Annotated in this window: 31 protein-coding genes; 4 read left to right on the top strand and 27 right to left on the bottom strand. The window is 67.7% G+C overall.

The features are described from left to right. Position 1: 1 nt before the first annotated feature. The 3 genes from GL279_RS16005 to GL279_RS15995 all read right to left on the bottom strand — a co-directional run bounded on the left by GL279_RS16005 (position 2) and on the right by GL279_RS15995 (position 2,211). A complete protein-coding gene (locus GL279_RS16005; protein ID WP_155065615.1) occupies positions 2-946 on the bottom strand; it encodes a phage tail tube protein in 945 nt (314 codons plus the stop codon). Between the two features lie 106 nt (positions 947-1,052). Next, positions 1,053-1,472 (bottom strand): acyl-CoA transferase, encoded by a 420-nt coding sequence (locus tag GL279_RS16000; RefSeq protein WP_155065614.1) that lies wholly within the window; start codon positions 1,470-1,472, stop codon positions 1,053-1,055. A gap of 190 nt (positions 1,473-1,662) precedes the next feature. Then, positions 1,663-2,211, bottom strand: a complete 549-nt coding sequence (locus GL279_RS15995) for a cysteine hydrolase family protein (protein WP_155065613.1) — start codon at positions 2,209-2,211, stop codon at positions 1,663-1,665. A 116-nt stretch (positions 2,212-2,327) separates the two neighbouring features. Between GL279_RS15995 and GL279_RS15990 the strand changes: the two genes are divergently transcribed. Then, positions 2,328-3,266, top strand: a complete 939-nt coding sequence (locus tag GL279_RS15990) for a GlxA family transcriptional regulator (protein WP_155065612.1) — start codon at positions 2,328-2,330, stop codon at positions 3,264-3,266. A gap of 29 nt (positions 3,267-3,295) precedes the next feature. Here GL279_RS15990 and GL279_RS15985 read toward each other — a convergent pair whose 3' ends face one another. The 8 genes from GL279_RS15985 to GL279_RS15950 form a co-directional block, all read right to left on the bottom strand. Beyond that, complete coding sequence (locus GL279_RS15985; RefSeq protein ID WP_155065627.1) at positions 3,296-3,886, bottom strand: DUF6441 family protein; 591 nt, start codon at positions 3,884-3,886, stop codon at positions 3,296-3,298. Positions 3,887-3,924: 38 nt separating this feature from the next. Beyond that, complete coding sequence (locus GL279_RS15980) at positions 3,925-4,236, bottom strand: head-tail joining protein (RefSeq protein ID WP_155065611.1); 312 nt, start codon at positions 4,234-4,236, stop codon at positions 3,925-3,927. Next, complete coding sequence (locus GL279_RS15975; RefSeq protein ID WP_155065610.1) at positions 4,236-4,571, bottom strand: DUF2190 family protein; 336 nt, start codon at positions 4,569-4,571, stop codon at positions 4,236-4,238. The genes GL279_RS15980 and GL279_RS15975 overlap by 1 nt, the downstream gene beginning before the upstream one ends. Before the next feature lie 82 nt (positions 4,572-4,653). Further along, the gene (locus GL279_RS15970; protein WP_155065609.1) at positions 4,654-6,690 is read right to left on the bottom strand and encodes a prohead protease/major capsid protein fusion protein; all 2,037 of its coding nucleotides are present in this window, start codon (positions 6,688-6,690) and stop codon (positions 4,654-4,656) included. 5 nt (positions 6,691-6,695) lie between these two features. Then, entirely contained in the window at positions 6,696-8,192 is a 1,497-nt protein-coding gene (locus tag GL279_RS15965; protein ID WP_246175351.1) for a phage portal protein, read from the bottom strand. 47 nt (positions 8,193-8,239) lie between these two features. Further along, the gene (locus GL279_RS15960; RefSeq protein ID WP_028030714.1) at positions 8,240-8,449 is read right to left on the bottom strand and encodes a phage head-tail joining protein; all 210 of its coding nucleotides are present in this window, start codon (positions 8,447-8,449) and stop codon (positions 8,240-8,242) included. A 43-nt stretch (positions 8,450-8,492) separates the two neighbouring features. Then, entirely contained in the window at positions 8,493-10,499 is a 2,007-nt protein-coding gene (locus GL279_RS15955) for a phage terminase large subunit family protein (protein ID WP_155065607.1), read from the bottom strand. Then, positions 10,447-11,043, bottom strand: coding sequence for a hypothetical protein (locus GL279_RS15950; protein ID WP_155065606.1), 597 nt, complete (start codon positions 11,041-11,043; stop codon positions 10,447-10,449). The genes GL279_RS15955 and GL279_RS15950 overlap by 53 nt, the downstream gene beginning before the upstream one ends. 111 nt (positions 11,044-11,154) lie before the next feature. Here GL279_RS15950 and GL279_RS15945 point away from each other — a divergent pair, with 111 nt between their 5' ends. Then, positions 11,155-11,427, top strand: coding sequence for a hypothetical protein (locus GL279_RS15945; RefSeq protein WP_155065605.1), 273 nt, complete (start codon positions 11,155-11,157; stop codon positions 11,425-11,427). 95 nt (positions 11,428-11,522) lie between these two features. Beyond that, the gene (locus GL279_RS15940; RefSeq protein ID WP_155065604.1) at positions 11,523-12,095 is read left to right on the top strand and encodes a DUF3489 domain-containing protein; all 573 of its coding nucleotides are present in this window, start codon (positions 11,523-11,525) and stop codon (positions 12,093-12,095) included. A gap of 584 nt (positions 12,096-12,679) precedes the next feature. Here GL279_RS15940 and GL279_RS19710 read toward each other — a convergent pair. From GL279_RS19710 to GL279_RS15865, 16 genes are all read right to left on the bottom strand, one after another. Continuing rightward, positions 12,680-12,751, bottom strand: a complete 72-nt coding sequence (locus tag GL279_RS19710) for a hypothetical protein (RefSeq protein WP_425495611.1) — start codon at positions 12,749-12,751, stop codon at positions 12,680-12,682. A gap of 4 nt (positions 12,752-12,755) precedes the next feature. Further along, positions 12,756-12,884, bottom strand: coding sequence for a DUF7220 family protein (locus GL279_RS19705; RefSeq protein ID WP_425495610.1), 129 nt, complete (start codon positions 12,882-12,884; stop codon positions 12,756-12,758). Positions 12,885-12,898: 14 nt separating this feature from the next. After that, positions 12,899-14,275 (bottom strand): site-specific DNA-methyltransferase, encoded by a 1,377-nt coding sequence (locus GL279_RS15930; protein ID WP_155065603.1) that lies wholly within the window; start codon positions 14,273-14,275, stop codon positions 12,899-12,901. A 405-nt stretch (positions 14,276-14,680) separates the two neighbouring features. Continuing rightward, complete coding sequence (locus GL279_RS15925; RefSeq protein ID WP_155065602.1) at positions 14,681-15,127, bottom strand: DUF6362 family protein; 447 nt, start codon at positions 15,125-15,127, stop codon at positions 14,681-14,683. Beyond that, positions 15,120-15,314 carry a hypothetical protein gene (locus GL279_RS15920; protein ID WP_167550348.1) on the bottom strand — a complete coding sequence of 65 codons (195 nt, stop codon included), beginning with the start codon at positions 15,312-15,314 and terminating at the stop codon, positions 15,120-15,122. The genes GL279_RS15925 and GL279_RS15920 overlap by 8 nt, the downstream gene beginning before the upstream one ends. A 5-nt stretch (positions 15,315-15,319) precedes the next feature. Then, positions 15,320-15,838 (bottom strand): hypothetical protein, encoded by a 519-nt coding sequence (locus GL279_RS15915; RefSeq protein WP_155065600.1) that lies wholly within the window; start codon positions 15,836-15,838, stop codon positions 15,320-15,322. A gap of 56 nt (positions 15,839-15,894) precedes the next feature. Further along, the gene (locus tag GL279_RS15910) at positions 15,895-18,822 is read right to left on the bottom strand and encodes a DUF7146 domain-containing protein (RefSeq protein WP_155065599.1); all 2,928 of its coding nucleotides are present in this window, start codon (positions 18,820-18,822) and stop codon (positions 15,895-15,897) included. Continuing rightward, positions 18,815-20,098 (bottom strand): ATP-dependent DNA helicase, encoded by a 1,284-nt coding sequence (locus GL279_RS15905; RefSeq protein ID WP_155065598.1) that lies wholly within the window; start codon positions 20,096-20,098, stop codon positions 18,815-18,817. The genes GL279_RS15910 and GL279_RS15905 overlap by 8 nt, the downstream gene beginning before the upstream one ends. Continuing rightward, entirely contained in the window at positions 20,095-20,868 is a 774-nt protein-coding gene (locus tag GL279_RS15900) for a hypothetical protein (protein ID WP_155065597.1), read from the bottom strand. The genes GL279_RS15905 and GL279_RS15900 overlap by 4 nt, the downstream gene beginning before the upstream one ends. A 10-nt stretch (positions 20,869-20,878) precedes the next feature. After that, on the bottom strand, positions 20,879-21,079 hold the full coding sequence (locus GL279_RS15895; protein ID WP_246175350.1) for a DUF6511 domain-containing protein: 201 nt from the start codon (positions 21,077-21,079) through the stop codon (positions 20,879-20,881). Positions 21,080-21,303: 224 nt separating this feature from the next. Further along, on the bottom strand, positions 21,304-21,537 hold the full coding sequence (locus tag GL279_RS15890) for a hypothetical protein (protein ID WP_234184573.1): 234 nt from the start codon (positions 21,535-21,537) through the stop codon (positions 21,304-21,306). Continuing rightward, entirely contained in the window at positions 21,534-22,259 is a 726-nt protein-coding gene (locus GL279_RS15885) for a hypothetical protein (RefSeq protein WP_155065596.1), read from the bottom strand. Before GL279_RS15885 ends, GL279_RS15890 begins: the two co-directional genes overlap by 4 nt. Before the next feature lie 4 nt (positions 22,260-22,263). Beyond that, positions 22,264-23,118, bottom strand: a complete 855-nt coding sequence (locus GL279_RS15880) for an ATP-binding protein (RefSeq protein WP_155065595.1) — start codon at positions 23,116-23,118, stop codon at positions 22,264-22,266. Further along, positions 23,115-23,603, bottom strand: a complete 489-nt coding sequence (locus GL279_RS15875; RefSeq protein WP_155065594.1) for a hypothetical protein — start codon at positions 23,601-23,603, stop codon at positions 23,115-23,117. The genes GL279_RS15880 and GL279_RS15875 overlap by 4 nt, the downstream gene beginning before the upstream one ends. A gap of 44 nt (positions 23,604-23,647) precedes the next feature. Beyond that, on the bottom strand, positions 23,648-24,037 hold the full coding sequence (locus GL279_RS15870; RefSeq protein WP_211371341.1) for a hypothetical protein: 390 nt from the start codon (positions 24,035-24,037) through the stop codon (positions 23,648-23,650). Positions 24,038-24,059: 22 nt separating this feature from the next. Beyond that, positions 24,060-24,653 carry a sigma factor gene (locus GL279_RS15865; RefSeq protein WP_155065593.1) on the bottom strand — a complete coding sequence of 198 codons (594 nt, stop codon included), beginning with the start codon at positions 24,651-24,653 and terminating at the stop codon, positions 24,060-24,062. Between the two features lie 370 nt (positions 24,654-25,023). Between GL279_RS15865 and GL279_RS15860 the strand changes: the two genes are divergently transcribed. Continuing rightward, positions 25,024-25,680, top strand: a complete 657-nt coding sequence (locus tag GL279_RS15860; RefSeq protein ID WP_170294005.1) for an HNH endonuclease — start codon at positions 25,024-25,026, stop codon at positions 25,678-25,680. Positions 25,681-25,738: the final 58 nt, after the last annotated feature.

The raw sequence follows: 25,738 nt of genomic DNA, 5'->3' as shown, positions 1-25,738 counted from the left end.
GTCAGTAATTCTCCACATTATTGACGAGAACGGCGGTGCACATCCGCCCCAGCGTTGCGTCGCGGGCCGCTTGCCAGTCGAAGCTGGCCTGGATGCCCTGCGGTCCGCCGATCTCGATGCGCGGGCGCGGCAGATAGACAGCATGGACGGTGACGGTCAGGCTTTCGCCCGAGATGAGCATGTAGGAAAACTCCAGCTCGCAAGGTGTGCCGTTGATCGCCTGACTCACCAGCGTGCTGTCGGCAAAGCGCACCTCGGTGCGGCCGGTCAGCGCGGCAATCGAGGGATCGGCGCCGTCGATCATGCCGTCGGCACGGATGGTCTCGATCCGGTCGAGATTGTTGGCGTAGGTGATCTCGGTCGAGACCACGTTGCCGAGCGCGGTGCCGTTCCGTTTGATCGCGCCGTTGAAATGGCCGAAGCGGATCAGGTCGAGTTCCGCCGGCGTCCCCGCGCCGCTGGTCGTGGCCACCGTCTCGCCCTGCGCCACCAGCCGTGCGGTGGCGGTCAGGAGGCCCGAGCGCTGCATCTGCCAGCTGAGCTGGTCCAGCACCACGCCGGAATACATGGCATAGCGCGGCACCTCGGGCATCGCGGTCTCGATCGCCATGCTGGGCAGCGTCCAGGACCCGGACTGGAAGGTATGGGTCCAGGGGCCGGGCGAGCTTCCGGTGGTGGTCGGCGCTCCGAAACCCGCCTTCAGCCAGAATCCGAAGGCCTCGGCATCGATCGGCACCACCACCTCGCCATCCGCGGTCACCGCATCCTTGACCGGCGCCAGAGGGTCGCGGCCATAGCCCAGCAGCTCGGAGTTCAGCAGCGGCTGCTCCGCCCCCAGCGAGGTGCTGGCGAAGGGCATCCGAGTATAACCGCTGCCGGGCGGCGTGCCATAGGTCGTCTCGAACGCGAGCGCCATCCGCGCCCGCGCCCCTTGCGCGCGTGCCATGTCGGTCTCCTTGTCGAAGAGGTTCAGCCGAGCGGGTCGGCCGTGGAGTGAGGCGGATCAGGTGACAGTCCGGTGGACTGTCACCTCACCGAACGCAGCACCCGCATCAGCCAAGCGGGTCCGAAGCGGAGTAGTGTAGAATGACAGGAATGACAGCCGCCTTCAGGCTGGCCGCGCCGTCCACCGGCAGATCGACCGGCTGCGGCGCTTCCGCCTCGACCCAGTCGCAGAGACCGCCGAGCGTGCGGTCGGCGACGAGCGCCGTGCCGATGCTGGCGCAGAGCGTGTCGAAGGCGGCGTCACGGGCCGCGCCCTGCACGACCGCCTCGATCTCGGCCCGATGCTGGTAGTGATAGGTGAGCGGCGACAGCGTGACCTCGGGCTCCCCCGGCTCGCCGTCGCGCAGGATCAGCAACCCGGCTGCCGGAACACGTTCCGGCAGCACCTCGCCGCGCAAGGCGGTGGCGGTCAGCGCCGAGAGCCGCATGTGCAGCGCGGTCAGGATGGTTTCGCGAAGGGTGGGCATGGTGATGCTGGGCCCCAGGTAGGTGGATGCGTCGAAGCGTGACACGAACGACGAAAGGGAAGCTGCCGCGGGACCGCGGGCCTCCCTTTTAGACAGATGGTCGGGTGACGCTGATCAGAGTCGGATTGTTTCGCCGTCGCCAGGCACTGTGCCGGCGCGCTGAAGCCGTCGGCGAAAGTGGCCTCTTCCGTCAGCCCGCGATCCAGCGGTCGGTATCGGTGATGGTGGCATAGGCAAAGCCGAGCGCCGACATCATCGCGGCATGGACGGAGGCAGCCGGCACCGTCACACCGCCGAATTCCAGATCGCGCGTCGCGCAGGCGTCCTGCACCACCGTGGTCTTGTAGCCGAAATCGCTCGCGGCGCGGGTGGTCGCGTCGATGCACATGTGGCTCATCGCGCCGACCACCACGACCTCCTCGATCCCGTCCGCGTCGAGGATCGCTTTCAGATCGGTCTTGAGGAACGAGTTGGGGTAGTTCTTGACGACAACGGTTTCATTCGCGCGCGGCGCAACCACCGGGCTGATCTCGCTGCCTTCGGAATCGGGCGTGAAGAACGGCGCGTCCTGGCTGGGGAAGATATGCTGGATATGGATGACGCGATCGCCCTTGCCGCGGGCGGCCTCGATCACCCGGGCGGCATTGGCAGCGGCCTGTTCGACCCCGACAAGTTCAAACTTGCCGGACGGGAAGTAGTCCTTCTGGATATCGACGACGACGATGGCACGCTTGCTCATGGCTTGACCTTTCTGTTGCTGCCCACGGTTTCGATGACTGGAGAATAGCCACCGCCAGGGCTTGCGCCGATTGGCGGTATCGACATAATTGAAGGCGATACCGACAAAGGTGCGATATGGGCAGGACCGTGGACATCGGCCTGGTGCGCTATCCGGGCGCGCAGCTTTCGGCGGTGCTGGGATTGTCGGACCTGTTCGGCATCGCGGCCGGGGTGGCGGCGAAGGCGCCGCAGGAGTTGCCGAAGCTCCGCGTCACCGAATGCAGCGGCGATCCCGACGTCAAACCTGCCCGGCCGGACGTCGGGCATGACGCGCTGATCCTGCCGCCCGCCCTTGGCACGCCGATCACGCCCGAAGCTGCCCAACCCATCGCGCGATGGCTCCGCGATGCCCATGGCGCGGGCTCGGTGCTGGCCTCGGTCTGTGCGGGCGCGTTCCTGCTGGCCGAGACCGGGCTTCTGGACGGTCGCCGCGCCACGACCCATTGGCTTTATGCCGAGACCTTTGCCGCGCGTTTCCCCAAGGTGGCGCTCGATCCCGACCGGCTGATCATCGACGAGGGCGATCTCCTGACCGCCGGCGGGCTGATGTCCTGGACCGACCTGGGGCTGAAGTTGGTCGACCGCTTCCTCGGTCCATCGGTCATGCTGGAGACGTCGCAGGTTCTGCTGCTCGACCCGCCCGGCCGCGAGCAGCGGATCTACAGCACCTTCGCCCCGCGCCTGAACCATGGCGACGCCGCGATCCTGAAGGTGCAGCACTGGATGCAGGCCGCCGGCGGGAAAGAGGCGGCGCTGCCAGTGCTCGCCGCCTGCGCAGGGTTGGAGGAGCGAACGTTCCTGCGCCGGTTCCAGAAGGCGACCGGCCTCACCTCCACCGACTATGCGCAGCGGCTGCGGGTGAACCGCGCGCGCGAGCTGCTGCAGTTCGGCCAGCAACCGGTCGACGCCATCGCCTGGGAGGTCGGCTACCGCGATCCGGCCGCCTTCCGAAAGGTCTTTCACCGCGTCGTCGGTCTGACGCCGGGCGAATACCGGCAGCGGTTCCACGCCTGACGACCGGGGCGACAGGCGGTGCGTGTCCGTCAGGAACGTCTCCCCTCCACCCAGTTCGCCACGATCAGCCCCGGCACCGCGTCGCGCGCCCGTTCGGCATCCCGTGCCAGATCCAGCCGCTTCGGCAGCCTGACCTGCGGCACCAGCAGGAAGATGGGCACGGTGGTGAGCCCGCGGCCGGTCTTCGAGCGGGACGCCACCGCGCGGCCTTTCGTGTTCAGCCGCCCCTCGGCCACGAGCAGGCTCGGTCCGGTGCGCCGATAGACGAAGCGCAGCCGTAGCCCGGTGCGGCGTTCCCACTCAAGGGGGGTGATCCGGCCGCCGCGGATGGATTTGCCCGCCGCCGCCGTCGGGATCGTCAGCCAGAACCCGTTCTTCGAGCGGATCAACGGCCCGGTGTCATGCGCGCCGATGATCACCGGCGCCTTCGACCAGACCAGCGCAGCCGCATTGAGGCTTGGCCTACCCTTGGGCCAGGCGTCCGACCGGATGGTGCGCGCGAGCCGCGCCCCGAGACCGGCGTCGGTGATCTGCGCGCGCCAGGCCGATTTCAGGCCGGTTCCGGCGTCACGCATCGCCGTGGTGACGGCCTTCTCGCCGGCCTTCACCTCCGCGTCCATGATCCGGGCGATATCGCCGACGATGTTGACGCCAAGCTTCACGTGGGCCTCAGGTCGACGGTCCAGACCAGCCGTTCTCGATCCCGGACCGGCTCGCCCTGAATGAGAAAGGCGTCACCCTCGATCTCGATCAGGTCGCCGGGACGGGGCTCGGCGACCTCGCTCACGCGCAGGTCGATGCGGGTGGTTTCCGACCAGAGGCGCGCATCGCCGAAATCGCTGATCGCATCGGCACGCCGGGCAACGACGCGCACCAGAACGGGCGCGCCGCCGTCGGCGACATAGACCGCATCCCGGCCGATGTTCGGATCGGCGAAGAGCGCGCCAACGGCGGCGGCGAAGGCCGACATCAGAACGCGGCGTTCAGGCGCACGCGGCCGATGGTGTCGTCCGCGCCGCTCGCCACGGCCTCGACGGCTGCGCCGATCAGGGCGTTGTCGGTCGCGACCGTGGTGCAGCGCTTGTTGGTGTTGTCCCAATAGACCTTGGCGCCGACGGTCCACGCCTGAGAGCCGATCTTGGTGATGTCGAAGACACCGGTGAGCGTGGCCTCGACAGGCTCGCCGAGGGCGGCGCTGCCTGCGGCCACGCCGAAGATCGAGCCAACGAGCAGGCCATCGCCGGAAGCGACGGCATAGGGCGCGATCAGGGTGATGGTGTTTCCGGGCTGCACGAAGTTTTGCATGGGGAATGTCCTTTCTGAAAGACGAAGGGCGGCCCAAAAGGACCGACCGTGTGCTCGGGTTCATGGGTGAAGCGCCGGGCTGTTATGCCCCGGCATTCTTGTAAAGGCCGCGCCAGTCGATCGCCTTGGCACCGAAGTCGAGGCGGCACTTGATCTCGACGCCATCCACATCGAAGCCGTTGCGCGTCTCGATGTAGGCGCCCTGCTGACCCTCGAGATAGGCGTATTCGATGGTGTCGATCTGGTTCGGGCTGGCCGCCAGATACCAGGCGGTGGCGCTGGCGGCATCGAGGCGCGGCTCGCTGATCGGCGAGAGGGTGCGGATCGATTGCGGCACCACGCTGGAGGTCGCGGCGGGCACGAGGTTCTGGGCAACCAGCTGTTCGGCCTTCAGCTCCAGCGCGGCGGGCACGATCAGGAAGGCGGGGCGGATGTTCAGCACCGTCTTCTTGTCGAGCCCGGTCTGCAGCGCCATCGCGGCACGCGCCGCGCCCACCGCATCGACGGCCAGCGCCGCGCCGGTCCCCGCGAGGTTCTTGTGGTTGGCGTGGAACAGCGCCGTGCCGTCGGCCATGGCCGGGTTCGCGGTGATGATCCCCCAGACGACATCGCTTTCCAGCTGGGCGATGGAGTTACCGTACATCGCCGGGATGCGCGTGAAGGCGTCGAGATCGTCGTTGATCAGCACCTGGCGGGTGATGGCGACCACCCGGCCATAGGTCTTGACCTTGTAGCTCTCCTTGCTCTCCCCGAGGGTGCCGCGCTTGAACTCGCCGCTTTCGCCCACTTCCAGAAGTTGCGGGGCCTCGCCTAGCTGGACCCGGTGCATGGATTTGAAGTCGGTCGCCAGCACCTGGCGGCAGAAGAGCGAGAAGGTGCGCGGATAGGCGTCGTAGGCCTGGCGCAGGGTCTTGTTGGTGACGGCTGAGAGGATCTCGGGGAAGTCCGATGTGGAATGCAACGCACGCGTGGCCACCTCGTCGCGCGACAGGCCGCGGGTGTTCACGCCCGCATTGCCGAGGCTTTCGCGGGCCAGCTCCAGCAGGGTCATGCCGCGATACTGGCGCGCGGCGTCTTCCAGCGGGAACAGCGTGGGGCTGTAGCGGTGCAAGAGCGCGTTCGCCACCGCGTCGCGGCGGGTGATGCGCTCGTCCCGTCCGCCGAGGGGGACGGAGACATGCGGGAAGGTCCGGGTCTCGTCGGATTTCGCCGCGACCTGGTCGAGGATCAGGCGGCGGGCCTCGTCGACGCTGACGCCGCGCTTGACCAGATCCTCGGCGAAGCTGCGCTCGAGGTTCAGCCGCCCGGCCAAATCGTAGATGGTCGAGACGCGGTCGCGCTCGGCTTCGCGGGCGCGGGTCGCGATGGCTTCGGTATCGGGGGCCTCGGGCTTGGGGGCCTTGGGCTGGCCGCGCGTCTCAGCCGCGCGCGTCGGCGCCTCAGTCGCGCCGGTCTTGTCGTCGGGCATGGTGATCTCCTCGGTCGCTGCCGTGTCGGGGGTGTCGTCGGCCGGGGCGGCCGGGGTCGTCTTGTCGGTCATCGGGGATGCTCCTTCGCTGGTTTGGGCGTCCCGGCGATGGAGGACGCAGTCGTGTTGTTCGCCCTTGGCGCGGAAGCCCGCGGCGGGATCGGCGCCGACCGGCACGGCCGAAATCTCGAACGGGGTCCAGTCGACCGCGCTCCAAAGCTCGCGCCCGCCATCGGGTTTCGAGATGTCGAAGCGGTGGACCTGGTAGCCGATCGAGACCGCCCGGATGTGCCCGGCCTGGATGTCGCGCCAGATCGGCTCGACGTCGGCACGCTCGCTGATCCGCACCTGCGCGATGCCGCGACCGTTCTCGATCCGGGCCGAACCGGGCACGACCGAGCCGATGACGGCGTCGAGCGTGTCGATCTCATGGACCTTCAGGAAGGGCGCGCCCGCGTTCAGCCGGTCGAGGCGGACATGCGCGGGGTCGAGGCTCAGTTCCTCGTCATAGGGCTCGCCGAAGAAGGTGGCGCGGCGGACGCGCGCGCCTGCCGACCAGACCACCTCGACGGTGCGGCTGTCGGCATCGGCCGTGTTCGGCGCAAGCTCCGCCGACCGGCGCATGGCCGGCAGTTCGATCATCGTGTCCATGAAGGTCAGTCCTGTTGGTCGGCCTGCGCCGGGTCGGTTTCATCCGCTTCGCCGGAGGGGTCGCCGACGGCGGTATCGTTCGCCGGATCGCTGCTCTGTGCGCTGCCGGTCTTGGTGACGCGGCGCGGGTCGCTGTCGAGCACCAGCCCGAGGTCGTCGAGCTTCGCGTTGGTCGCGGCGATTTCCGCCAGCACGGCGTCGGGGTTGCGGCCCTGCCGGGCGATGGCCTGTGCCAGCGTCATGGTGCCCGAACGGATCGCCAGAAGGTCCGCCATCGCATCCTTCTGCGGATCGACAGCCTCGAACTTCGGCGGCTGCCATTCGACCGGGACATCGGGTGTCGGGATTTGGCCCGCCGCCCAAGCGGCTTCCGTGAACCAGCGCCAGACCGGCGCGCAGAACATCGGGATGAAGAGCTGCCACTGCAAGGCGTCGATCTGGCGGCGGAACTCCACGAGCCCCGCCCGGATCGAGGAATAGTTCACCTGGGAGAGGTCCCCGGTCAGCAGCTCGTAGGGCACCCTAAACCCGGCGGAGATCGTGTGCAGGCTCGCGCGCTTGTATTCGCCATAGCCTCCGGTGGCGGATGGCTGGTTGAACCGGATGTCCTTGCCGCCGCGGGCATAGGCGATCAGCCCCGGCTCGAACTGCTCGACCCGGTTGCCGTCGGCGTCGACCACCGAAGGCGCGATGCCCTGCTGCGCCTCGTCATCGCCGAAGACGATGGCGGTGACGCAGGCCTCGGTCTTCTTGCGGACCAGTTCGGCCACCTCGTAGTCGTCGAGATCGCGCAAGGACCGGATCACCGGCGCGCCCCAGGGAACGCCGCGCGCTTGCGTGCGCTGCTTCTCGTAGACATGGGCGATCTCGGTCGCGGGGACCGGGCGGCTCTGCAGACCGTTCTGCAGCGCCCCGTAGGCGTCGCCCGGATGTTCGGCATGCAGCCAGTAGGCCCGGCGCTTGCCGACCGGGTCGAACTCGATCCCCTGCACGAGGCGGCCTGCGCCGAGGACGCCGGATTTGGTGGCGTCGAGGAAATCGGCCTCCACCACCTGCAATTGCAGCGGCACCGGCAGGCCATCTGACGCCCGCCGCAGACGGCGGCGCACCAGCACTTCGCCAGCCTCGACCATCTCGCGGCAGATCAGCGTCTGCAGGCCATAGAAGTCGAGCTGGCCATCGGCGTCGCACTCCGCCGTCCATCTTTCGAAGAGCGCATCGACCTTGCGGTCCAGCGTGTCGTCGCCGCTGGCGGCGCGCGGCATGATGCCCGCGCCGATGATGTTGTTGACCAGCACCGCCACGGCCTTGGCCGCATGCGGGTTGTTGCGCACCAGATCGCGCATCCGGTCGCGCAAGAGCGCCCCGGCGACGCCGATTTCGGTGTCGGCGGAGGATCCCGGCGCCCGCCAGCCCTCCGTTCGCCGCCCGCGTGCGGCGCCATCGTAGCCGCGCGTCAGGGTCTCGAAGGCCTGCCGGCCCATAACGCGACGTGCGGCCATGCGCGGGGCCACCGTGGCGATGGCATGATCGAACCAGGTCGCAGACATCAGCGGTCCCCGCGCGAGAAGCCCGCGAGCCCGGCCACAGGCAGCGGCCGTGTCGTTCCCGCGATGGCGCGCTCGATGGTGCGGATGCGCGCCAGCAGGTCCTCGGCCGAGCCGTAATCCACCGACTTGCCGTCATAGCTCACCCGCGTCGTGCCGCTGGCATAGGCCCGGCGCAGCGCCGAGAGCTCGGTTTCCGTCCAATCCGTCATTGCTGCTTTCCTTGCCGGGCCTCGCGGCCGTCACGCCACTGGCCTAAAACCACCCTCCACGCCGCCCGAGCCAGTCGGAGCGGCGCTTGCCCTGTGGGGCCTGTCCCGGTCGGTTGATCTGCCCCGCCGGATCACTGTCCATGGTCGGCGCCGCCCCGAGCTGATCCTCGAGGTCACGCCAGGTCGACTCCGGCCAGCGGTCCGCGCCGGCGATCCAGGCGGCGGCGCGGGCATAGACCCGGCAATCCAGCGCCTCGTTGCGCTCGCGCAGCTTCTGCCATTCCAGTCGGGCGAAGCCGCGTTTCGTGCGCACCGTCACCAGCTGTTCGGCCACGAACTGCTTCAGCCATTCGCTCTCGACCCATGTCGGCAGGTGGATCGTGCCCGGCGGAAAAGCCGCGCCCTCGGCGCGTTCCTCTGTCGTCGGCCGCTCCAGGCGCAGGTAGCGGTAGGTCTCGGCCTTGAAACTCGACACGGCCACCGTCCAGAGCCGGGCCCCGCGCCGCAGGCGGCGGCCAGCCTCGGTCGCATCGACGAAGGTCGGGCCCGACACCGGGCTCGAACGGTTGAACCCCTCGACGCCCTTGACCGGCGACACCTGCGCGAAGCCTTGCGCCCGCGACCAGGAATAGACCGCCGGAGCCTCGTAGCCCGTGTCGATAGCCAGCCGCGCAATCCGCAGATGCGCGCCGCGCTCATGCGGCCAGCTTCGGTCCAGCAGCGCGGTCAGGTCAGACCATGCGTCATGCCGATCCGGCCCGCCTTCGATCACGACATGATCGACGAGCCAGGACTCCAACCCACGACCCCAGGCCCAGACATCAACCTCGATCCGGTCCTTCTGCACGTCGGCGCCGGCGGTCAGGAACAGTCCACCCGCAGGCACCGTGCCGGATGTCCAGCGCTCGCGCCGGTCGTAGAGCCGCTGCCAGTCCGGCGCTTCCCCGGTCTCGACCCATGTCTCGCCAAGGATCGTGTTGCGGAAGGCCTTGATTGCCTCGTCCGACCCCTGTGCCGCGTCCCATGCCCGCACGATCCGCTCCCAGCTCAGCCAGCCGATCGGCGAGTAGAGCGCCGAGAGGTGATACCCCACCGTCGTCGGATCGGCGGCAATGGCGGTCGCGCGCCATTCGCCGCCCTCCAGCATCGCCGTCTTGTGGTGTTCCGCGATGGGCTGCTCGCAGCCCTCGCAGTGATATTCTGCCGTCTCCGGGCGGCCCTTCTGCCAGCGCAGCCGGTCGAACTTCAGCCACTGCATCGCGCTGCAGTGCGGGCACGGCACGAAGAACCGGCGCTGGTCGCTCGCCTCGTATTCCCGCTCGATGCGCGACAGCCCCCGGATCGTGGGGGTCGAGACCAGGAAGACCTTGCGCCGGTGGGCGAAGGTCAGCGACCGCGCTTCCGCCAGCGTGACCGGATCGCCTTCCTCGTCGGCCGAGGCGGGATAGGCATCGACCTCGTCAAGGAAAATGTAGCGCGCCGGGGTCGAGCGCAGCCCGACCGCCGAGTTTGCGCCGGTCATGATCAGGATGCCGCCCCCGAACTCTTTCGACAGCATCGTGTTGCCCGCGTCGCGGGACCGCGCCGGTTTGACCCGTTCCCGCAGGTCGGGGCTTTCGTCGATCAGCGGATCGATCCGCTGGCGCGAGTTGCGTTTCGCCAGTTCCACCGTGGGCTGGACCGCCAGCATCGGGCCCGGCGCCTGGTGGATGGCAAAGCCGATCCAGTTGTTGCCAGCCTCGGTCGCCCCGACCTGTGCCGCTTTCATGAACACGATGCGCTGCGTGGGATCGCCGGGCGACAGCCGGTCCATGATCTCGCGCATGTAGGGCGTGCGCACCGTGCGATACCGGCCCGGTTCGGCCGAGGCGCGGCCCGAGAGCATCCGGTGCCGGTCCGCCCATTCCGAGACGGTCAGGTCCGGGTCGGGCCGCAGCCCGCTGCCCCAGGCGCGCAGGATCTCGCCCGCGCCGTCGAAGTCCGTCAGTGCGTCATCATCACCGGAAGTCGGGCCGGACCTCGGCGAGTTCGTCGAGGTGGGCGCGTACATGTTTCTCCAGGACCTTCTGCATCGCGGCTGGCTCCACGGTGATCTGCTGGCCCGTCGCTTCGCTGCATGAGGCCGAGAGCTCGGCCGCCATCAGCGCCGCCGCGCGCGCAGGCCAGTTCACCCACGTGTCCCGTTCTTCCCGCGCCAGCCGGAACACCAGCGCCAGCGCGCGGGCCCGCTCGATCAACTCCCCCTTCAGCTTCTGAAGCCGGATGCGCCGCTCCTGCGCCTTCAGCACCTCGTTCGCGGTCTTCGCCTGCAGGAAGGTCGTGCCGCCGCCGACGGGCGGGACCGCCAGACCCTGTTCGCGCAAGGTGTCGCCGACGGCGGCGACCGCTGCCTCGGGGACAGGCTTCAGCTTCGGTGCGGGCGGCTTTCTCGTCTTCGACGGGTCCGTCGTCTCGGCACGCCGGGCGTCGCTGGCGGCCGCGTTGATGCTGCCGTCGGGATAGAGGACCAGGCGCTCGGCGGTCTTCGCCTTCTGGATCGCGCCCCGCGACAGCCCGACATGCGCGGCGTACTGGCGCTCGCTCATGCCCTGCATCGATAGCTCCAATTAACATTCAGAATCATGTGCTTATCGAGTTGATAAGCAGCGCGGAGAGAGCGAACGTTACTCCCACGCAACGATGCAACTCACCAAGGAGCCACCACGATGACCAGCCGCCTGAACCCGATCACCACCCCGCGCCACGAACTCCGCGCCGAGAAGGCGCGCCGGAACAAGGAAGCCGCGCTCGCAGCCTTCATCGGCAAGAAAGCAGAGATCGACGAGATGCTCTCCCGTCTGCAGGCGCTTAGCGACGACCATTTCAACTGCGCCCCCGACGAGGCGGGCTGGGCCATGGTCGGTACCCTCGAACACTACGCCAGCCTCCTGAAGCGCATCACCGACAGCGCCTTCGGCGAGGGCGAACACGCCCGCTGATCTCCGGCGCTGCCGGAACTCCCGCCGCGCGCCCCGCGCGGCTCGCGGTCGTAGAAGGCGCCGCATGACGCGGGCCCGAATACGGAGACGACCCCATGACCAAGCTTTCCGACACCCAAGCCATCATCCTCAGCGCCGCCGCACAGCGCGAGGACCGCATCGCCCTGCCGCTGCCCGAGAGCCTGCGCGGTGGCGGCGCCGCCAAGGTGGTCGGCGCGATGCTCGCCAAGGGCTTCTTGCAGGAGGTCGACGCCGACACGCGCAAGGGCGAGCTTATGTGGCGCGAGACCGGAGACGGCCACGGCGTCACGCTGGTCGCCACCGACGCGGGCCTTGCCGCCATCGGGATCGAGACCGAGGACGCGAACCCCGCGCCTGCGGGCGCGACGGACGCGCCGACCGAGGAGCCCGCGCCGGACACCCCCACTGAACCGAACGCCGCGCGCAAGACGAGCACGCCGCGCGAGGGCACGAAGCAGGCCACGCTGATCGCCATGCTGCGCGCTCCGGACGGCACGACCATCGAGGAGATCATGGCCGCGACGGGCTGGCAGTCGCACACGGTGCGCGGCGCGATGGCCGGGGCACTGAAGAAGAAGCTCGGGCTCGAGGTGACCTCGGAGAAGGTCGAGGGGCGCGGAAGGGCTTACAAGATCGCCGACGACTGACGCCGTCTGCTGCGAAGAGGACGATGTCGCCGCTTGTATGCGCGGCGGCATCGAAGAACATCTTGCACAATGAATCTCATAGGGTGGGAGCAAGTGCGTGAGGTCCGTCGATGAACCACCGAACGGGTAACGTGCTGCCAAAAAAACGTAGTCCGCCCGAAGTTACACTGCTATCAGGACAATGACTGTATGTGAGTCGACTATGTTAGGAGGGAGCCGCGTGGCTCATCAATGCCCAACCTGCGGCGCTAGCGTCGTCTTCGGCGGCGAGTGTCCGAACTGTCAGCGGTTCTTGAACAGAAAGACTGAAATCAAGATAGAGGGCTCAGACTACAAACAGGTCGAGTATGTGCTGAACTCAGCGCTACGCGCAGCAAGACAGTCTCGAAACTACGCCATTTTCGCGGTATTGATTTCTGGAATTGCCGGTACGATTGCAATTTTGGCTAACCTGTCCGCAATCGCGACATTCTTAGGTTTCAGCGTCGGCTCTCCGTAGCTCGTATTGCGATAGCCTATACCATGTTTGCTGCACTGCTCGCCGCTCACCAAAAAACAATCAGGCGTAGCACCCGAAGCCTCGGCTATTTAGTTCCAGCTGCTTCAAACAACCGCCGCAGGGCGAAGGAACGCGCGATAGTGACCGCGGTGAACACCGTGTCACTTTTGAGGTTCTGCGCCAGCGTCGTGTGTAGTGTGTCGCCCGAAGACCGGGAAGATCAGGATCTGCGTGACGACGGCAACGCCGTAGCCCACGACCACGTTGGCGATGGACTCGACCAGAGACATGCGGCGCGACTGCTTCATGCGGAAGGCTTGCGCTTGTGTGCGGATTCGGGTTCGGCATCCGTGTCCGGGGCATCTGCGGGGGCTTCGCCATTGTCGCCCAGCCGCTCGGTTCTCAACTGCGTGAAGGTCCGTCCGTCGCCATCGAGGATCGCGTCTCGGCCGGTCTCGGCCTGCCAGCGCTCCACGGCGACGTCGACATAGGCCGGGCTGATCTCCATCGCGAACACACGACGGCCATTGGCCTCGCCTGCGATGATCTGAGAGCCGGAGCCCGAGAACGGCTCGTAGCAGAGGCCGCCCCGCGTCACATGCTGGCGCATCGGGATGCCGAAGGCGTCGAGCGGTTTCGGCGTCGGGTGGTCGGGCCGGTTGTCCTTCGCGAAACTCGGCAGCGCCCATGTCGATGGCAGCGTTTCCTCGGCCACCTTCGGCGGGCGGTTCGGACGGCGCCAACCCATGAAACAGGGCTCGTGTTTCCAGAGGTAATGGGAGCGGGTCAGAACCCCGCGGTCCTTCACCCAGATGATCTGCTGATGCACGAAGGCACCGGCTTTCTCCCAGCAGGCTTCCAGCATCGCCTGGCGGCGGGAGGCGTGCCAGCAGTACCAAGCGGCGTCCTCGGCGATGGCCTCCGCCACGGCGGCCGCGATGAAGCCGTCGTAGAGTTCCGCGCCCTGCGAACTGTCGTCCCAGGTCGTGCCGTAGGACGCCGACCAATCCTTGTTGCGGGTCGGATGGTTCGAGCCGTCGTAGTCCACCAGATACGGCGGATCGGTCGCGAACAGGATCGCCCGCTCGCCATTCATCAGGCGGCGCACATCGGCGGCGCTGGTGCTGTCACCACACAGCAATCGATGATCCCCGAGGATCCACAGATCGCCGGTACGCGACGCCGGATTGCGCGGCGGTTCCGGGATGGTCACCGGCGGCACGGAGCCCCCGGGGCCACCGTCTTCACCATCCCCCTCCGGCACGAAGGCCAGCAGCTTGTCCAACTCGCCGTCCGAGAAGCCCACCAGCGAAAGGTCGAAATCCTCGGCCAGCAGGTCGTTCAGTTCCGCCGACAGCAGCGCCTCGTCCCAGCTGCCGAGTTCGGTCAGCTTGTTGTCCGCGATCCGGTATGCTCGGCGCTGCGCCTCGGTCAGGTGGCCCAGCACGATCACCGGCGCCTCGGTCAGCCCGAGCTGCGTGGCGGCCAGGACGCGGCCATGCCCGGCGATCAGCTCGCCGTCCTCGGCGACGAGGCATGGCACGGTCCAGCCGAACTCGGCCATGCTGGCGGCGATCTTGGCGACCTGGTCCGCGCCGTGCGCCTTCGCGTTCTTCGCGTAGGGCTGGAGGCGCGACAGCGGCCAAGTCTCGATCGCGTCCGGGGCGAAGCTCAGCGTCATGGTGGGCAAGGGTCCTCAGGCGGGTGGATGCTGGTGGCTTCCGGACTCCGGATGCCGGGCAGGACTCCACACGGGGTCCAGCGGCCACCAGCAGTGTCCGGTCGAAAGGTCAGCGTTCATTGGTGTTTGCGCGGGGCGTGAGTGGGTCCGGCTTCCGGGTGGCTTCCCAAAAATCCGGCCCTGTCGCTAGCGATGTGCCGCGCTTCGCCCGCCAGCATACGAATATCGCGAGGAAGGAACCAAGAACTCAATGGGTTAGCCCATTGGACCCCGGCTGGACCCTTCGCTGGACCCCGGAAGCCAGCGGCGCGGCCTCTGCCTGCGCGCTCCTCTCCCGAGCATATTCGTTTTCTAACGGCCTCGTCGAAATGTGTAAGGGCCTGCGATGTACACCCGAAAATTTCCTCAGAGGACGATTTTTCTTGACAGCCGATTGGCGTTTTCGATGACGAACTGCTGTGACCGCCGGAGCGACGGGACGCGACCGTTCAGCCGCCAGGTGATCACTGCAAGGCCGTACTGCCAGCGCTTGGTAGCGGCCGTGCGCGACAGACCGAACTGCCAGCAGATCGGCTTCCACGCCATGCCGTCTGCGCGGGCCCAGACCAAGCGCCCATCCTCTGGCTCGAGCCAGCGCAGCCAAAGCATCGCTTCCTCCGCCTGTGTGATCTGTCGCGGGCTGGGCCTCGGGCGACGCATCTGCGGCTCCTGACCGACCTTGTCGGCGAAGCTGTGGAAGTATTCGGGCCAGGCGTTGAAGTAGCCCTGCGGCATCACGCCAGGCAGCTGCCGCATGACGTCCGCCGCAAGCTCCAGCCGGTCCTGCACCTGCGCTGTGGTCCACTCACCCATGACGCGCCTCCCGTTCCCGCTTGCCGTAGAGCCGCTCGCCGAGCTGGCGCACCAGCTCCCGCTCGGGCCAGGTCAGGCGATCATCGTCGACAGCCACCGCCAGCAACCCCTGTTCCTTCCAGCCGTCGCGCTTGACCTCGTCGGGGTTGCGGCGGTGACCGCCGTAGCCCTTGGGCGTGAACCGCATGCCAGTCATTGCACACCTCCGCGCGTTTCCAGCGCCCAGAGCAGGATCGCGATGGCGTCGGCCTCGTTGTCGTCGGCGGGGCTGAAGCCGCGCGCCCGGGCGGCCGCCATCATGGCGTCCTTGTTCGCGTTGCCCTTGCCTGTGGCGTGGCGCTTGATGGTGCCGACCGGCACGCCCTGATAGGCGACGCCCGCGGTCTCCACCCACGACGTCAGCGTGGCCAGCAGCCCGCCATAGACATGCGCCGCGTCGGTGCCGACGTGCCTGCGAACCTCCTCGAAGTGGATGGCGGTGATGGTTCCGGCGTCGTGGGCCAGCTGCTCGAGCCAGCCCCGGAACCGTAGGTAGCGCATGCCCCCGCCGTCATAGCGGCTGGGCCGGAAAGACACGGTGCCGCTGGTGATCAGACCGTCCGCCGCCTGCAGCGCCCACCCGGTCGTGGTGCCGAGGTCGAGGGCGAGGACGACCGGCACGCCGGGACACGGGGCGCTCACGGGGGTCGGGGTCAGAGATGCTTGGGCCATGATCGGCTCCTTTCCGGTTTGCTGCTCGATGGGGTGACGGGCGGGACATGCGGGGCTCATGGATCGAGCTCCCGCAGCCAATCGGGGACGGGTGAACCTCGGGAACCTGCCGCGGGAGGTTCACACGGAGGTTCACACCGACAAGGCTCTGAATTCACGGGGTTTTGTGAACCTCGCGAACCTTGTGAACCTTTTCCGGCATCATCCTTCGCATGTGCGTGCGCGCGCGCGTGCGTAAGGGTTGGGAGAGGTTCACAAGGTTCACAAGGTTCACATTTGCCATTCTGATCAACGGCTTGATCGTGTGAACCTCGGTCTTGGAGGTTCACACTCGCGCCCCGAGGTTCACACGCATCAGACCCTCGTGCGCCGGATTGCGGACGCGATGGCTGCTCGGAGACCTTCAGCTGCCATTTGACCGCCCGCCGAAACGTGCCCGCCTGCACCAGCCTGAGGGTCAGATCGCCCACCTTGAACACGCGGTCCCGCATCTTCTTGATGGCGATCCCGAAGCTGGTCTTCTGCGCGCGGTCCGTGTGGCCGGTGATCGGGGGCGCAGGATCGCAGAACAGGGCCACGTCGAAGAGGTCGGCCGCGCCCACCTCGGCGGTCCCGAAACGATCCCACCAGGCGGCGATGAAGGCGCTCCAGCCCGCGCCTTCGCAGTCGGACGCCTCCATCATCTCGTCGAGATTGCCGAGGAAGCCGGGAATGTCCGCAACCTCGAGCACCCCGCCGACGACATGCGCCCAATTTTCGAAGGAACCGATGGTGCGCGCCCCGCGCGGCTTTCCGGCGGCGATCCATGCCTGGCAGAGCGTGAGACAGGCGGCGACCAGCCGGGGGCGGTTCGCGCGTACCCATGTCATCAGATCGGGATGGCGGAAGCCGGTGCGCTGCCAGGGGCGCTCCTCGTGAGGATCGAGCCGGATGCGCAGGAGGCGCCGCGCCATCTCGTTGGAGAACTCGGGGTTGTTGCCGGTGGCGATCCAGAGGCAGCGGATCGGCAGCCGCGCCATTTCCGATGCGCCGAGGATCCGGTCCTCCCAGAACGGCGCCGTCAGCGCGGCCGCGACGGCGGAGCTGTCGAGCTTGGCGCGCAGGTTGTCGATCAGCACGATGGCGGGGATCTGGCGCAGCTTCGCGGTGACGCGCTTGCGCCATTCGTCGTCGTCGCGCCCTTCGGTCATGACGCTCGCGCCCGAGCCGGTGAGGATGGTGGCGACGGCATCGACCATCAGCGTGGCGCCGGAGCCGGGGCTGGGCTTCTCGATCAGGTGCAGCGGCGTCGGCCCGTCGATCATCCCGCGCAGGAAGCCGAGCAGCAGCAGCGCGATCACATGCGCCATTTCGGCGGGACCGACGAAGGGGAAGTCGCCGAGCAGATCCTCGCACAAGAGATCGCGAGCAGCGGCGATCTCGGTGGCTGTCGGTCTGGTGGGGATGCTCGGCACCGCGAACCCGGGCGTCGGGGCATAGAGGAGCCGGGCATCGGGGTGATAGCCCGGCGTGGTCAGCAGCGTGCCGCCGCGACCGAAGACTGGCGTGTTGACGATGCCCACCAGCACGGGCAGTGCCGGATCGGGCGTGGCCAGCACGGATTTGACCACGGCGATCGGCGGCGGGGCCGCGACCAGCTCGCCCTTGCCATTCAGCTTCTTCCAGTGCGCCAGCCGCGCCAGCATGTGACGCAGCCGTTCCTCGGTGATCGCGGTGGCGACCGGACGGCCCTCATCATCGGGCACCACCCATGTCGGCTGTCCGGCGAAGCGGAACACCCATGGCGTACGGTTCGAGGCCATCAGCAGGCTCCAGACCCGCTCGACCGAGCGGGCCAGATCGCCCTCGTCGGCGCGCAAGGTGGGGATGGCCTCGCCGCTGCCCTGATAGTTGACCGGCCGGTGCTGCCCGATCAGCAGTGTGGGTTCGGCCTCGGTGATGGCCTCCGCATCTGCGATCAGGGCGGCGACAGCCTCGGGCCCTTCGCGCAGCAGCAGGTCGTTGAAATCCTCGCCTTCCTCGGGCGGCAGGACGACGGCCACGTCGCGCCCTTGCGCGCGCAGGCGCCGGGCGGCGGCCTCGGCGGCCCGCAGACCGGCCCCGGAGGTGTCGTTGTCGGCCAGGATCAGCACGCGCCGGACGCCAGGCGGCAGAGCGACCTGTTCGAGGCCCGATGTCGACAACGTCGCCCAGACCGGCAGATCGGGGCATGCGGTCATCACCGCGAGGCCGGTCTCGATCCCTTCGGAAAGCGCCAGCCGATCGCCGTCGCCGAGATCGGCGAGACGCACCGCGCCACCAGCGACTCGGCCCAGCATCTTCTTCGCCTTGTCGAGCGGCGCCTTTGTGACTGCCTCGTCCTCGATAGCGAGGTAGCTGCGGTGCAGACCGATGACCGCGCCATCGCGGTCGCGGACCTGTCCAAGCATGGCCGGATAGCCGGTCTTCGTCTCCCAATGGGTCAGGTCAGGGTGAAACAGCAGATCGGCGGCCGGGGGCACGGTCAGGCCGCGCCCCGTCAGATACTGCGCGACCGGAGAGCCCGTGATCGTCTCCGCACCCGTCAGGATGTGCGCGATCTCGAGCGCGGGATCGCGCTTCGATGGGGGTGGCGTCGGCGGCGCGCGACGTTCCGGTGCGCCTGGCGCGATGCCCGCGAGTTCTGCTGCCTCGACGATCAGCGCCCGGCCGTCGAGCCCGGTCGCTTCCTCGATGGCGCTGATAGGGCCGCCGCCCTGATTGCCGTCGAAGTCGATCCAGTCGCCGGCATGCGCGCCGCGCAGGGTGATGACACAGGAGCCGGTGTTGCGCGGCGCGTCGCCCCGGATGTTGGCGAGCCGCCATTCGTCGCCCGACCTGCGCCCGCGCGGAAACAGGCGTGGCACCCAGACTTCCGCAGTCTCGCGAAGGCGCGCCACCACCAGGTCGAGATCGTAGCGCAGAGGCTCACCGCCGAGCGGTTTGGCATCGTTGAGGTCAAGCAAGGATCACCAGACCTTTCTCGGCCCGCGTGATCGCGGTGTAGAGCCAGCGGTTGCGGTCGGCGGCGCTGCGCCCGAAGCCGTCGTCGAACACGACGACGTTCTCCCATTGCGAGCCCTGCGACTTGTGGCAGGTGATGGCGTAGCCCCAGCTGGACTCGATCAGCCCGCGCCGGATCTGCCATTCTCGCCGCCCGCGTTCGGGATCGTAGGCGACATGATCGGCGTATTCGCCGCGCCAGAAACTCTGTCGCCCGCCGAGGCTCACCCCGTCCTCGGTCTCGACCATGGCGCTGAAGGCGAAGGCGTCGTCCGGATCCTGCCGCACCTCGGTGAGGGTCAGGAACATGCCGTTGATCAGCCCGAGTTCGTGGCGGTTCTTGAGACAGATGATCTTCTCGCCGCCGCCTGTCGGATAATCGGCGCCGAACCCCGCCGCGCGCTTCATGGCGGTGTTCAGCCAGCGGCGCGTCGCGTTGGTGCCGCAGATCACCTGGCCACCCTGGAGCATCTGCGCGGGACCGACCTCGTGGCGGGACATCTTCCAGACATGGTCATCATGCGCGCCGGGTGGGATCGGCAGTCCCTCGCGGGCCAGCGTCGCGAGCCGCAGGATGGCGCTGTCGCCTACCTGGCGGTGCACCTCGGTCAGCATCACGTCCGGGGCGGTCTCGGTGAAATAGCCCGTGTCTTTCACGGGCGGCAGCTGCCCCGGGTCGCCCAGCACGAGGATCGGCTTGCCAAAGGCCATGAGATCGTGGGCCATCTCCTTGCCCACCATCGACACCTCGTCGAGCACCAGGAGGTCCGCGTCGCGCAGGATCGACTGCTCGTTGATCAGGAACTTCGGCTGGTGGATGTCCTCGAGGCGCAGCTCGAGCTGGGCGATGCGCGTCATCGCGAAACCGCGCTCGGCCGGACCCATGCGCGGCAGGTCGCGCCGCAGCGCCGCCAGATCCTCGGTCGCGCGCGCGATCTCCTCCGGCGTCGCTTCGGAAACCCTGTAGATCAGGCTGTGGATCGTCTGCGCGGACGTGCCCTTGCGCGTCATGACGAGCGCCGCCTTGCCGGTGAAGGCGGCGAAGAGCACGCCGCCAAGCCCGCCCGGGGTCATCGGCTCAAGCCCCAGCGCCTCGATCGCCATGGCGGTGATCGTGGTCTTGCCGGTCCCGGCATAGCCGAAGAGGCGGAAGATCTGCTGGTCGTGCCGCCGAGTCTCGTACCAGTCGCGGATGGCGGCGATGGCGCGGCCCTGGGTATCAGAAAGGGTGACGGTCATGCGCGGTCCTCCCAGCATCGGGTTGCGAACGGGCAGAACCGGCAGAGGAAGAAGTCCGGGCTCGTCGCGATGCGGGGCAGAAGATCGCCCGCGTCCGCGGCGCGCAGCACGTCGACCGCCTTGTCCGACAGCGCCTGCGCCGCGGCCGGATCGAACGACACATGCTCGTGGTAGAGCTCGCAGGTGTCCTTGTTCAGCGCGGTGAAAAGCGCGGACCCGAGCCCCATGTAGGCCATGTAGATCTGCATCTGACCGAAGTAGACGGGCTTCGAGAGCTGCACGCCTTTCTTCGCCGTGTCCGACCAGGACGAGGCTTTCAGCGCCTTGTGTTCCCAGAGAACGGGCCATTCGAGGCCGATCTCCGGGCCATCGACGATCACGCCGTCCACATGGCCGCGAATGCGCCCGCCCGCCGTCTCGAAACCGAACTGGCCGCCAGCTTGCGTCTGCGTGCGCAGATCGAACCCGGCCTGCCGGAGCCAGCGGATCGCCAGATCCTCGAAGACATGCCCTGCCGCGAAGATGCGAAGAACGCGCCCCTCGAAATCCTTGCCGGGATCGGGCGGCGTGTGGGTGACCTCGTAGACCAGCCGCCGCGCGCAGGGTTCGCCGATGCGGCTGGCGCCGAGATAGTCGCGCGGGCGCTGGCCCTCGCGTTCGGCCTCCAGCGCAGCGTCGATGCGGCGGTTGATCCTCGCGCCGAGCGGTTGGGCTTCAGAGGCGTCGCGGCCATAGACAAAGCCGGATCCGTGATTGAAATCGACCAGCATCCGCACCCCCTCAGAACGGCACATCGCCGTTGTCGGACTGGCGCTGCATCGAGGCCTGAAAGCCTTCGACGCAGGCCTCGATCACGCGGTCGATGTCCGCGGCCGGGCGGTCGAAGAAGGGCTCCATCAGGCCCATCTCCGTCAGCGCCTCGGCGAGCATCCTTCGGGCCTCCACGATGGCGCGCGTCTCCATGTCGGTCTTGTCGATCATGCCGTGGTTCCTTTTGGCGTTGGCCGAGCCCGCCATCAGGCAAGCCATCGAGCAGAAGCGGTAATGAGGGTGACGGTCCCAGCGCAGGCCGTGGCAGTAGCCGAAGCCCCGGGCCTCGCGACCGCAGTGAGCGCAGGGCACGCGCCGGGCGAGATTGGCGCGCGAAGGAGGGCTCCGCCCGTTCGCGGCTGAAACGCTCCCCCGGAGCCTTTCCGAGACGCCGCTCACCCCATGAGCAGCAGGTCCAGCGCGTCGCGCTCCTCCTTGTCCGGGGCGGCGGTCCGGCGCTCGGAGGACAGCACGATGAACCGGCTGATGGCGTTCGAAGCCATGCATTCCAGATCGCGCCGAGTCAGGCTGGCGATGGGGCGGTCGAGACGCCCGCGCGCCTCGAGCCAGCGTCCCATCGCCAGTGCCGCCTCCGTGGTGACATGCGCCTGCCATTCGTCCGGGCTCACGGGTTCAGCCAGGCCGGGCCGTTGCCGGGTTTGGCGGTGGGCGGCGTCTGGTTGGCGGGTTGGGTGGGAGCCGACGGCGCACCCCAGGCAGGCGCCGCCGGCGCGGAGGCCGCCTGCGGCTGGCCCCAGGCCGGGGTCGCGGGCTGCGCGGCTGCGGCGGCGGGCCGGGGCTTGTTCGAGGGCTGGGAGGGCACGGGCTCGCCCGCCATCACCTTCTGCCATTCGGGCGCGGTGGCCAGCACGACATGGTCGAGCTTGTTGGCGTCCTTGTAGGCGGGGTTGCGGCTCGGCTCGATCTGGATCTTGGCCACGAAGCTGATCCCGTCGAGATCGGCGAGCCCGCGCAGCACCCGCTTGGCCTTAGCGGCGTCGCTCATGTCCTCGGGGTTCAGACCCAGCGCGCTGTCGATCATCGCGCGGAAGGTCGATTTCGAGATCTTCCAGCCGATCGACTGGCCCAGCTCGTCGAGCTTGCCGCCCTGCACGGTAAAGTTCTGCCAGAACTTGCGCCGGGCATGCGGGCCCTCGACGACGGTGAACTCGGCGTCGAGCATTAGCACATCGCTGCCGGGCTGGTTCGAGGCCTTGAGCAGCCCGCGATCCGCGTCGCTCGATCCGTCGGTGCCGCCCTTGCGCAGCGTCATCACCAGCTTGGCGAAGGTGCCGTCCGGGATCAGGTCGCCCGACTGCTGCGGCTCCACGTCGTTCATGTCGAAGGTCATGTCGTCATCCTTTCCGGGGTTGGTTGATCTTGGTGAGGAGCGCGCCGAGATCGGGCGGCTCGGTCATGTCGAGACGGCCAGAGCGGTCCTTGGCCGGCAGGCCGAACGGATTGCCGGATTGGCAGACGAGGCGGCGCGCGTTGCCCTTGTCGGGATCGTGACGCCAGCTCGGGGGCGCATCGGGGCCCGCGCCGGGATCCTGCGAGAAGAGGCTCATGGTCAGCACCTGATCGACGATGCCGGGGAGCTCGCGGGCGACCTTTCCGCCGTCCATCTGCGGCTGCCAGGTCACCCGGTTCATGTCGTCGACGACCTTCTCGAGGATGCCGACGAAGACGACGGTGCGGCCGGGCGCATGCTGAAGATGCTTGAGGAGACCGATGACCTCGCGCGCCAGCAGGCCGTAGGCGCCGCGCGTGTCGGGTTTGCCGGTGCGTTCCGACAGCGCCTCGGGCCGGGTCTTGGCCCATGCCATGGCCTGACGCGTCAGGTCGGTGATGCTGTCGACAAAGATGATGCGCTTGGTATCGATCTTCTCGGCCAGCTCGGGATGCTGCGCGCGCAAATGCGCGTGGTGGGCCTCCGAGAAATGCTCCTCGGGTTGGGCGGCCGGGTTCGCGCCGCCGATCAGGCAGGCGATGTCGACCGCATCGGCAAAGCGGCGGATCGGGATGCTGTCGCCCGACCAGTCCTGGACGGACTTGAGACCCGCCTCCAGATCGATGCAGAGCGTCTCGGCGGGTGGCAGGGTTTTCAGCAGCGTGGTCTTGCCTGCGCCGCTCGGCCCGAACAGCGCCATGGTGGTCTTGCCCTGCGCCTCGCGCAGCCGGTCGTCAGCGGAGATGATGCGCAGGCTCATTGATCGCCTCCCTGCGGGACGATCTCGATCTTCAGCGTCCCGGGCCGGACAGTGCGCGCGGGCTCGAAACCGGCACGGATGGCATCGGGCCAGGCGGCGTATTTGCGCTCGGGCACCTTGAACGCGATGTCGACATACTGCGCGGGATCGTCGCCGGCGGCGCGGATGCGCTCGACCATGGCGGCGAGGCGATCCTGATCCCAGTCGACCCGTTTCGGCAGGTCGGCGACCACGGTGAAGTCGCCTTCATCGAACCGGATCGTGCCGGTGTCCTTGCCTGCGGCCTGCCGCTCCTCGGTGGCGCGGGTGGCGTAGCGGACCGTCAGTGCGCCATCGAGGCGGGCCTTCGCGGCCTTGTCACGCTTGATGCGCTCGTCGACGTCGCGTTGCAGGATGGCCAGCAACTCGACGGGCAGCTGGGCGATGTCCTGCAAGCCGAGGCCCGGCAGGTCGTCGACGGTGGGGGTTTTCGCGGGGAACGGCATGTAAGGGTCTCCATGATCGGCAAAGAGGGATTGGAAGGCGGTCATCACGCGGCAGCCCGACCACTCGAACCGGTGGCGTGGTCGGGCTGCCCCTGCTCGGCGAGCAGGAGCGCGGACAGCGACACGGCTGCGGCCTTCGGCTTGGGGCGGGCGGCGGCGATGTAGGCGAACTGGTCGGGACCCAAGCGCTCTTGCACCAGGTGCACGAGGCCCTGTTCGGCGGCCCAGAACGCGCGGGCGCCTAGCCAGGTCAGCCTTGTGCGTTCTTCGGTCGTGAAGCGGGACAATCCCTGACAACGATCGAGCGTCAGAAAGCCGCGATGGTATTCCAGCCGGTCACCCGGCACGGCCTGCGCCACCCAGGCGCAGAACTCGATCTCGGTGAGCGGTCGGCGGGCGCGGACCGTGATGAAGGGGGTGGTGCCCATGAACATGATCTCCTCCTTTCGCCTCTACTCAGGCCGCCGCGAGATCGTCCCACGCGGGACCGAGACCGTGGGCGGTGAGGACGTGACGGAGATCGGCGAGGCGGCGGTAGAGCGCGGACCGGCTCCCGAAACCCTCGGCCGCGAGCGCGGCGATGGGGCGATGCGCCAGCGCCGCGCAGAACCGGCGATCCTCGGCCGGCAGCCGCGCGAGGGCGGCCTGCAGGGCGTGTTGAAGTTCGGTGACAGCGGCGGCGCAGCAGGTCTGGCCGTGCCAGGCGGCAAGGCCGTCGTCCTCGGTCAGCGTGTCGCCGACCGGCTCGCGGGTACCGGCCAGTGGAACCTCGAGCGAGAGCAGAGACCCACCCTGCGCGCGGCGCTTGCGGTGATGGCGCATCGCGATCCGCGAGGACTGGTTGCGCAGGACGATGTTGGCGAAGGCGCCGATGCTGCCGCGCGAGGGATCGTAGGCGGGCAAGCGGCGCAGCAGATCGACCAGGAGGTCCTGACCCAGATCCTCGCGCTCGCAGACCGGCATGCTCAGCTTGCGCCGTAGCCGTTGCGCCGCCGCATCGGCTTCGCGGATGATGGTTTCAATGTCGTCGGTGGTGAGTTCGATCTGCATCGCCGTGCGCCTCGGTCATCGTTTCTGATGAGCCCAAGGTGCCGGATGCGGTCGGCGCGCAGGTGGGAACGGGGTGGGAATAAGGTGGGGGTTTGGTGGGTCGCGCCATTTCCGGTCGCCGGGTTAGAATAGAAGGGCCGGCGCGGACCGCATAGCGGCCACTAAAAACCATAAAGCGCCAAACCACGCATGGATAACGCGCTCATTATATCTGCTGTCGATGGCGGATCACCGCGGTGAATACTGTACTTCGACCGCGTGAAGCTGATGATTGCGCGACTTGAGAGTGCCGGGATAAGTTCCATGAACATTTATAGCGACGGAGGCGTGCCCGACGATGGCAGACCTAATTTTTGACCGGAAGCACGCCATGGAAGCGATCCGCTTGGCAAAAACCAACGGGCAGGAATGGCTCTATGAAAGCTATCCCAAGCCAAACGGACAGAAGCGCCGGTCGAGCACGGGTTTTCTGATGCACGAAGGCGCGGCCTACCCGGTAAAACCGCTGGGACGTCTGGCAAACGAGATTGCCGGCAACCCTATGACCGCTAATCCCATCACGAATGTTTTCAGGAAATACTTCGAGAAGTTGGGGTTCCAGTTGATCGACAGCCCCGAGGACGAGGCGGAAACTGCGACTGAGCGACAGCGCCGCCTCGCCGAAGTTTGGGAGCGCCCGGGCCAAGCTCGGTTTCGCCGCGCCGTCTTTGAGATGTTCGGCGCGCGCTGTGTTGTGACAGGATGCGAGACGCTGATGGCGTTGGAAGCCGCACACGTTCTGCCTGTGTCCAGCGGCGGCGGCGATGAAGGATGGAATGGCATTCCTCTTCGCGCCGACTTGCACAGGCTCTTCGACGCTGGCGCCATCATGATCGATCCTACCTCGTGGAAACTCTCGGTGGTTGATGCCGTGCGTGAGGAATACGGCCAGTATCACGGTCTGGACCTCGAGCCGGTCATCGCCGAGATCGACGGAGCAGCGGAGCTGGCGGAGGCATTGCGGGAGCGAATGGCAATGATCGGCTAAATGCGAGCTGGACCGACCCGGCTCCAGCTGACGAAAGCGGACCCAAGGAAGGAAGCGC

The organism is Paracoccus limosus, from assembly GCF_009711185.1.
Lineage (GTDB): Bacteria > Pseudomonadota > Alphaproteobacteria > Rhodobacterales > Rhodobacteraceae > Paracoccus > Paracoccus limosus.
This window is presented reverse-complemented; position numbering and strand designations above follow the sequence as displayed.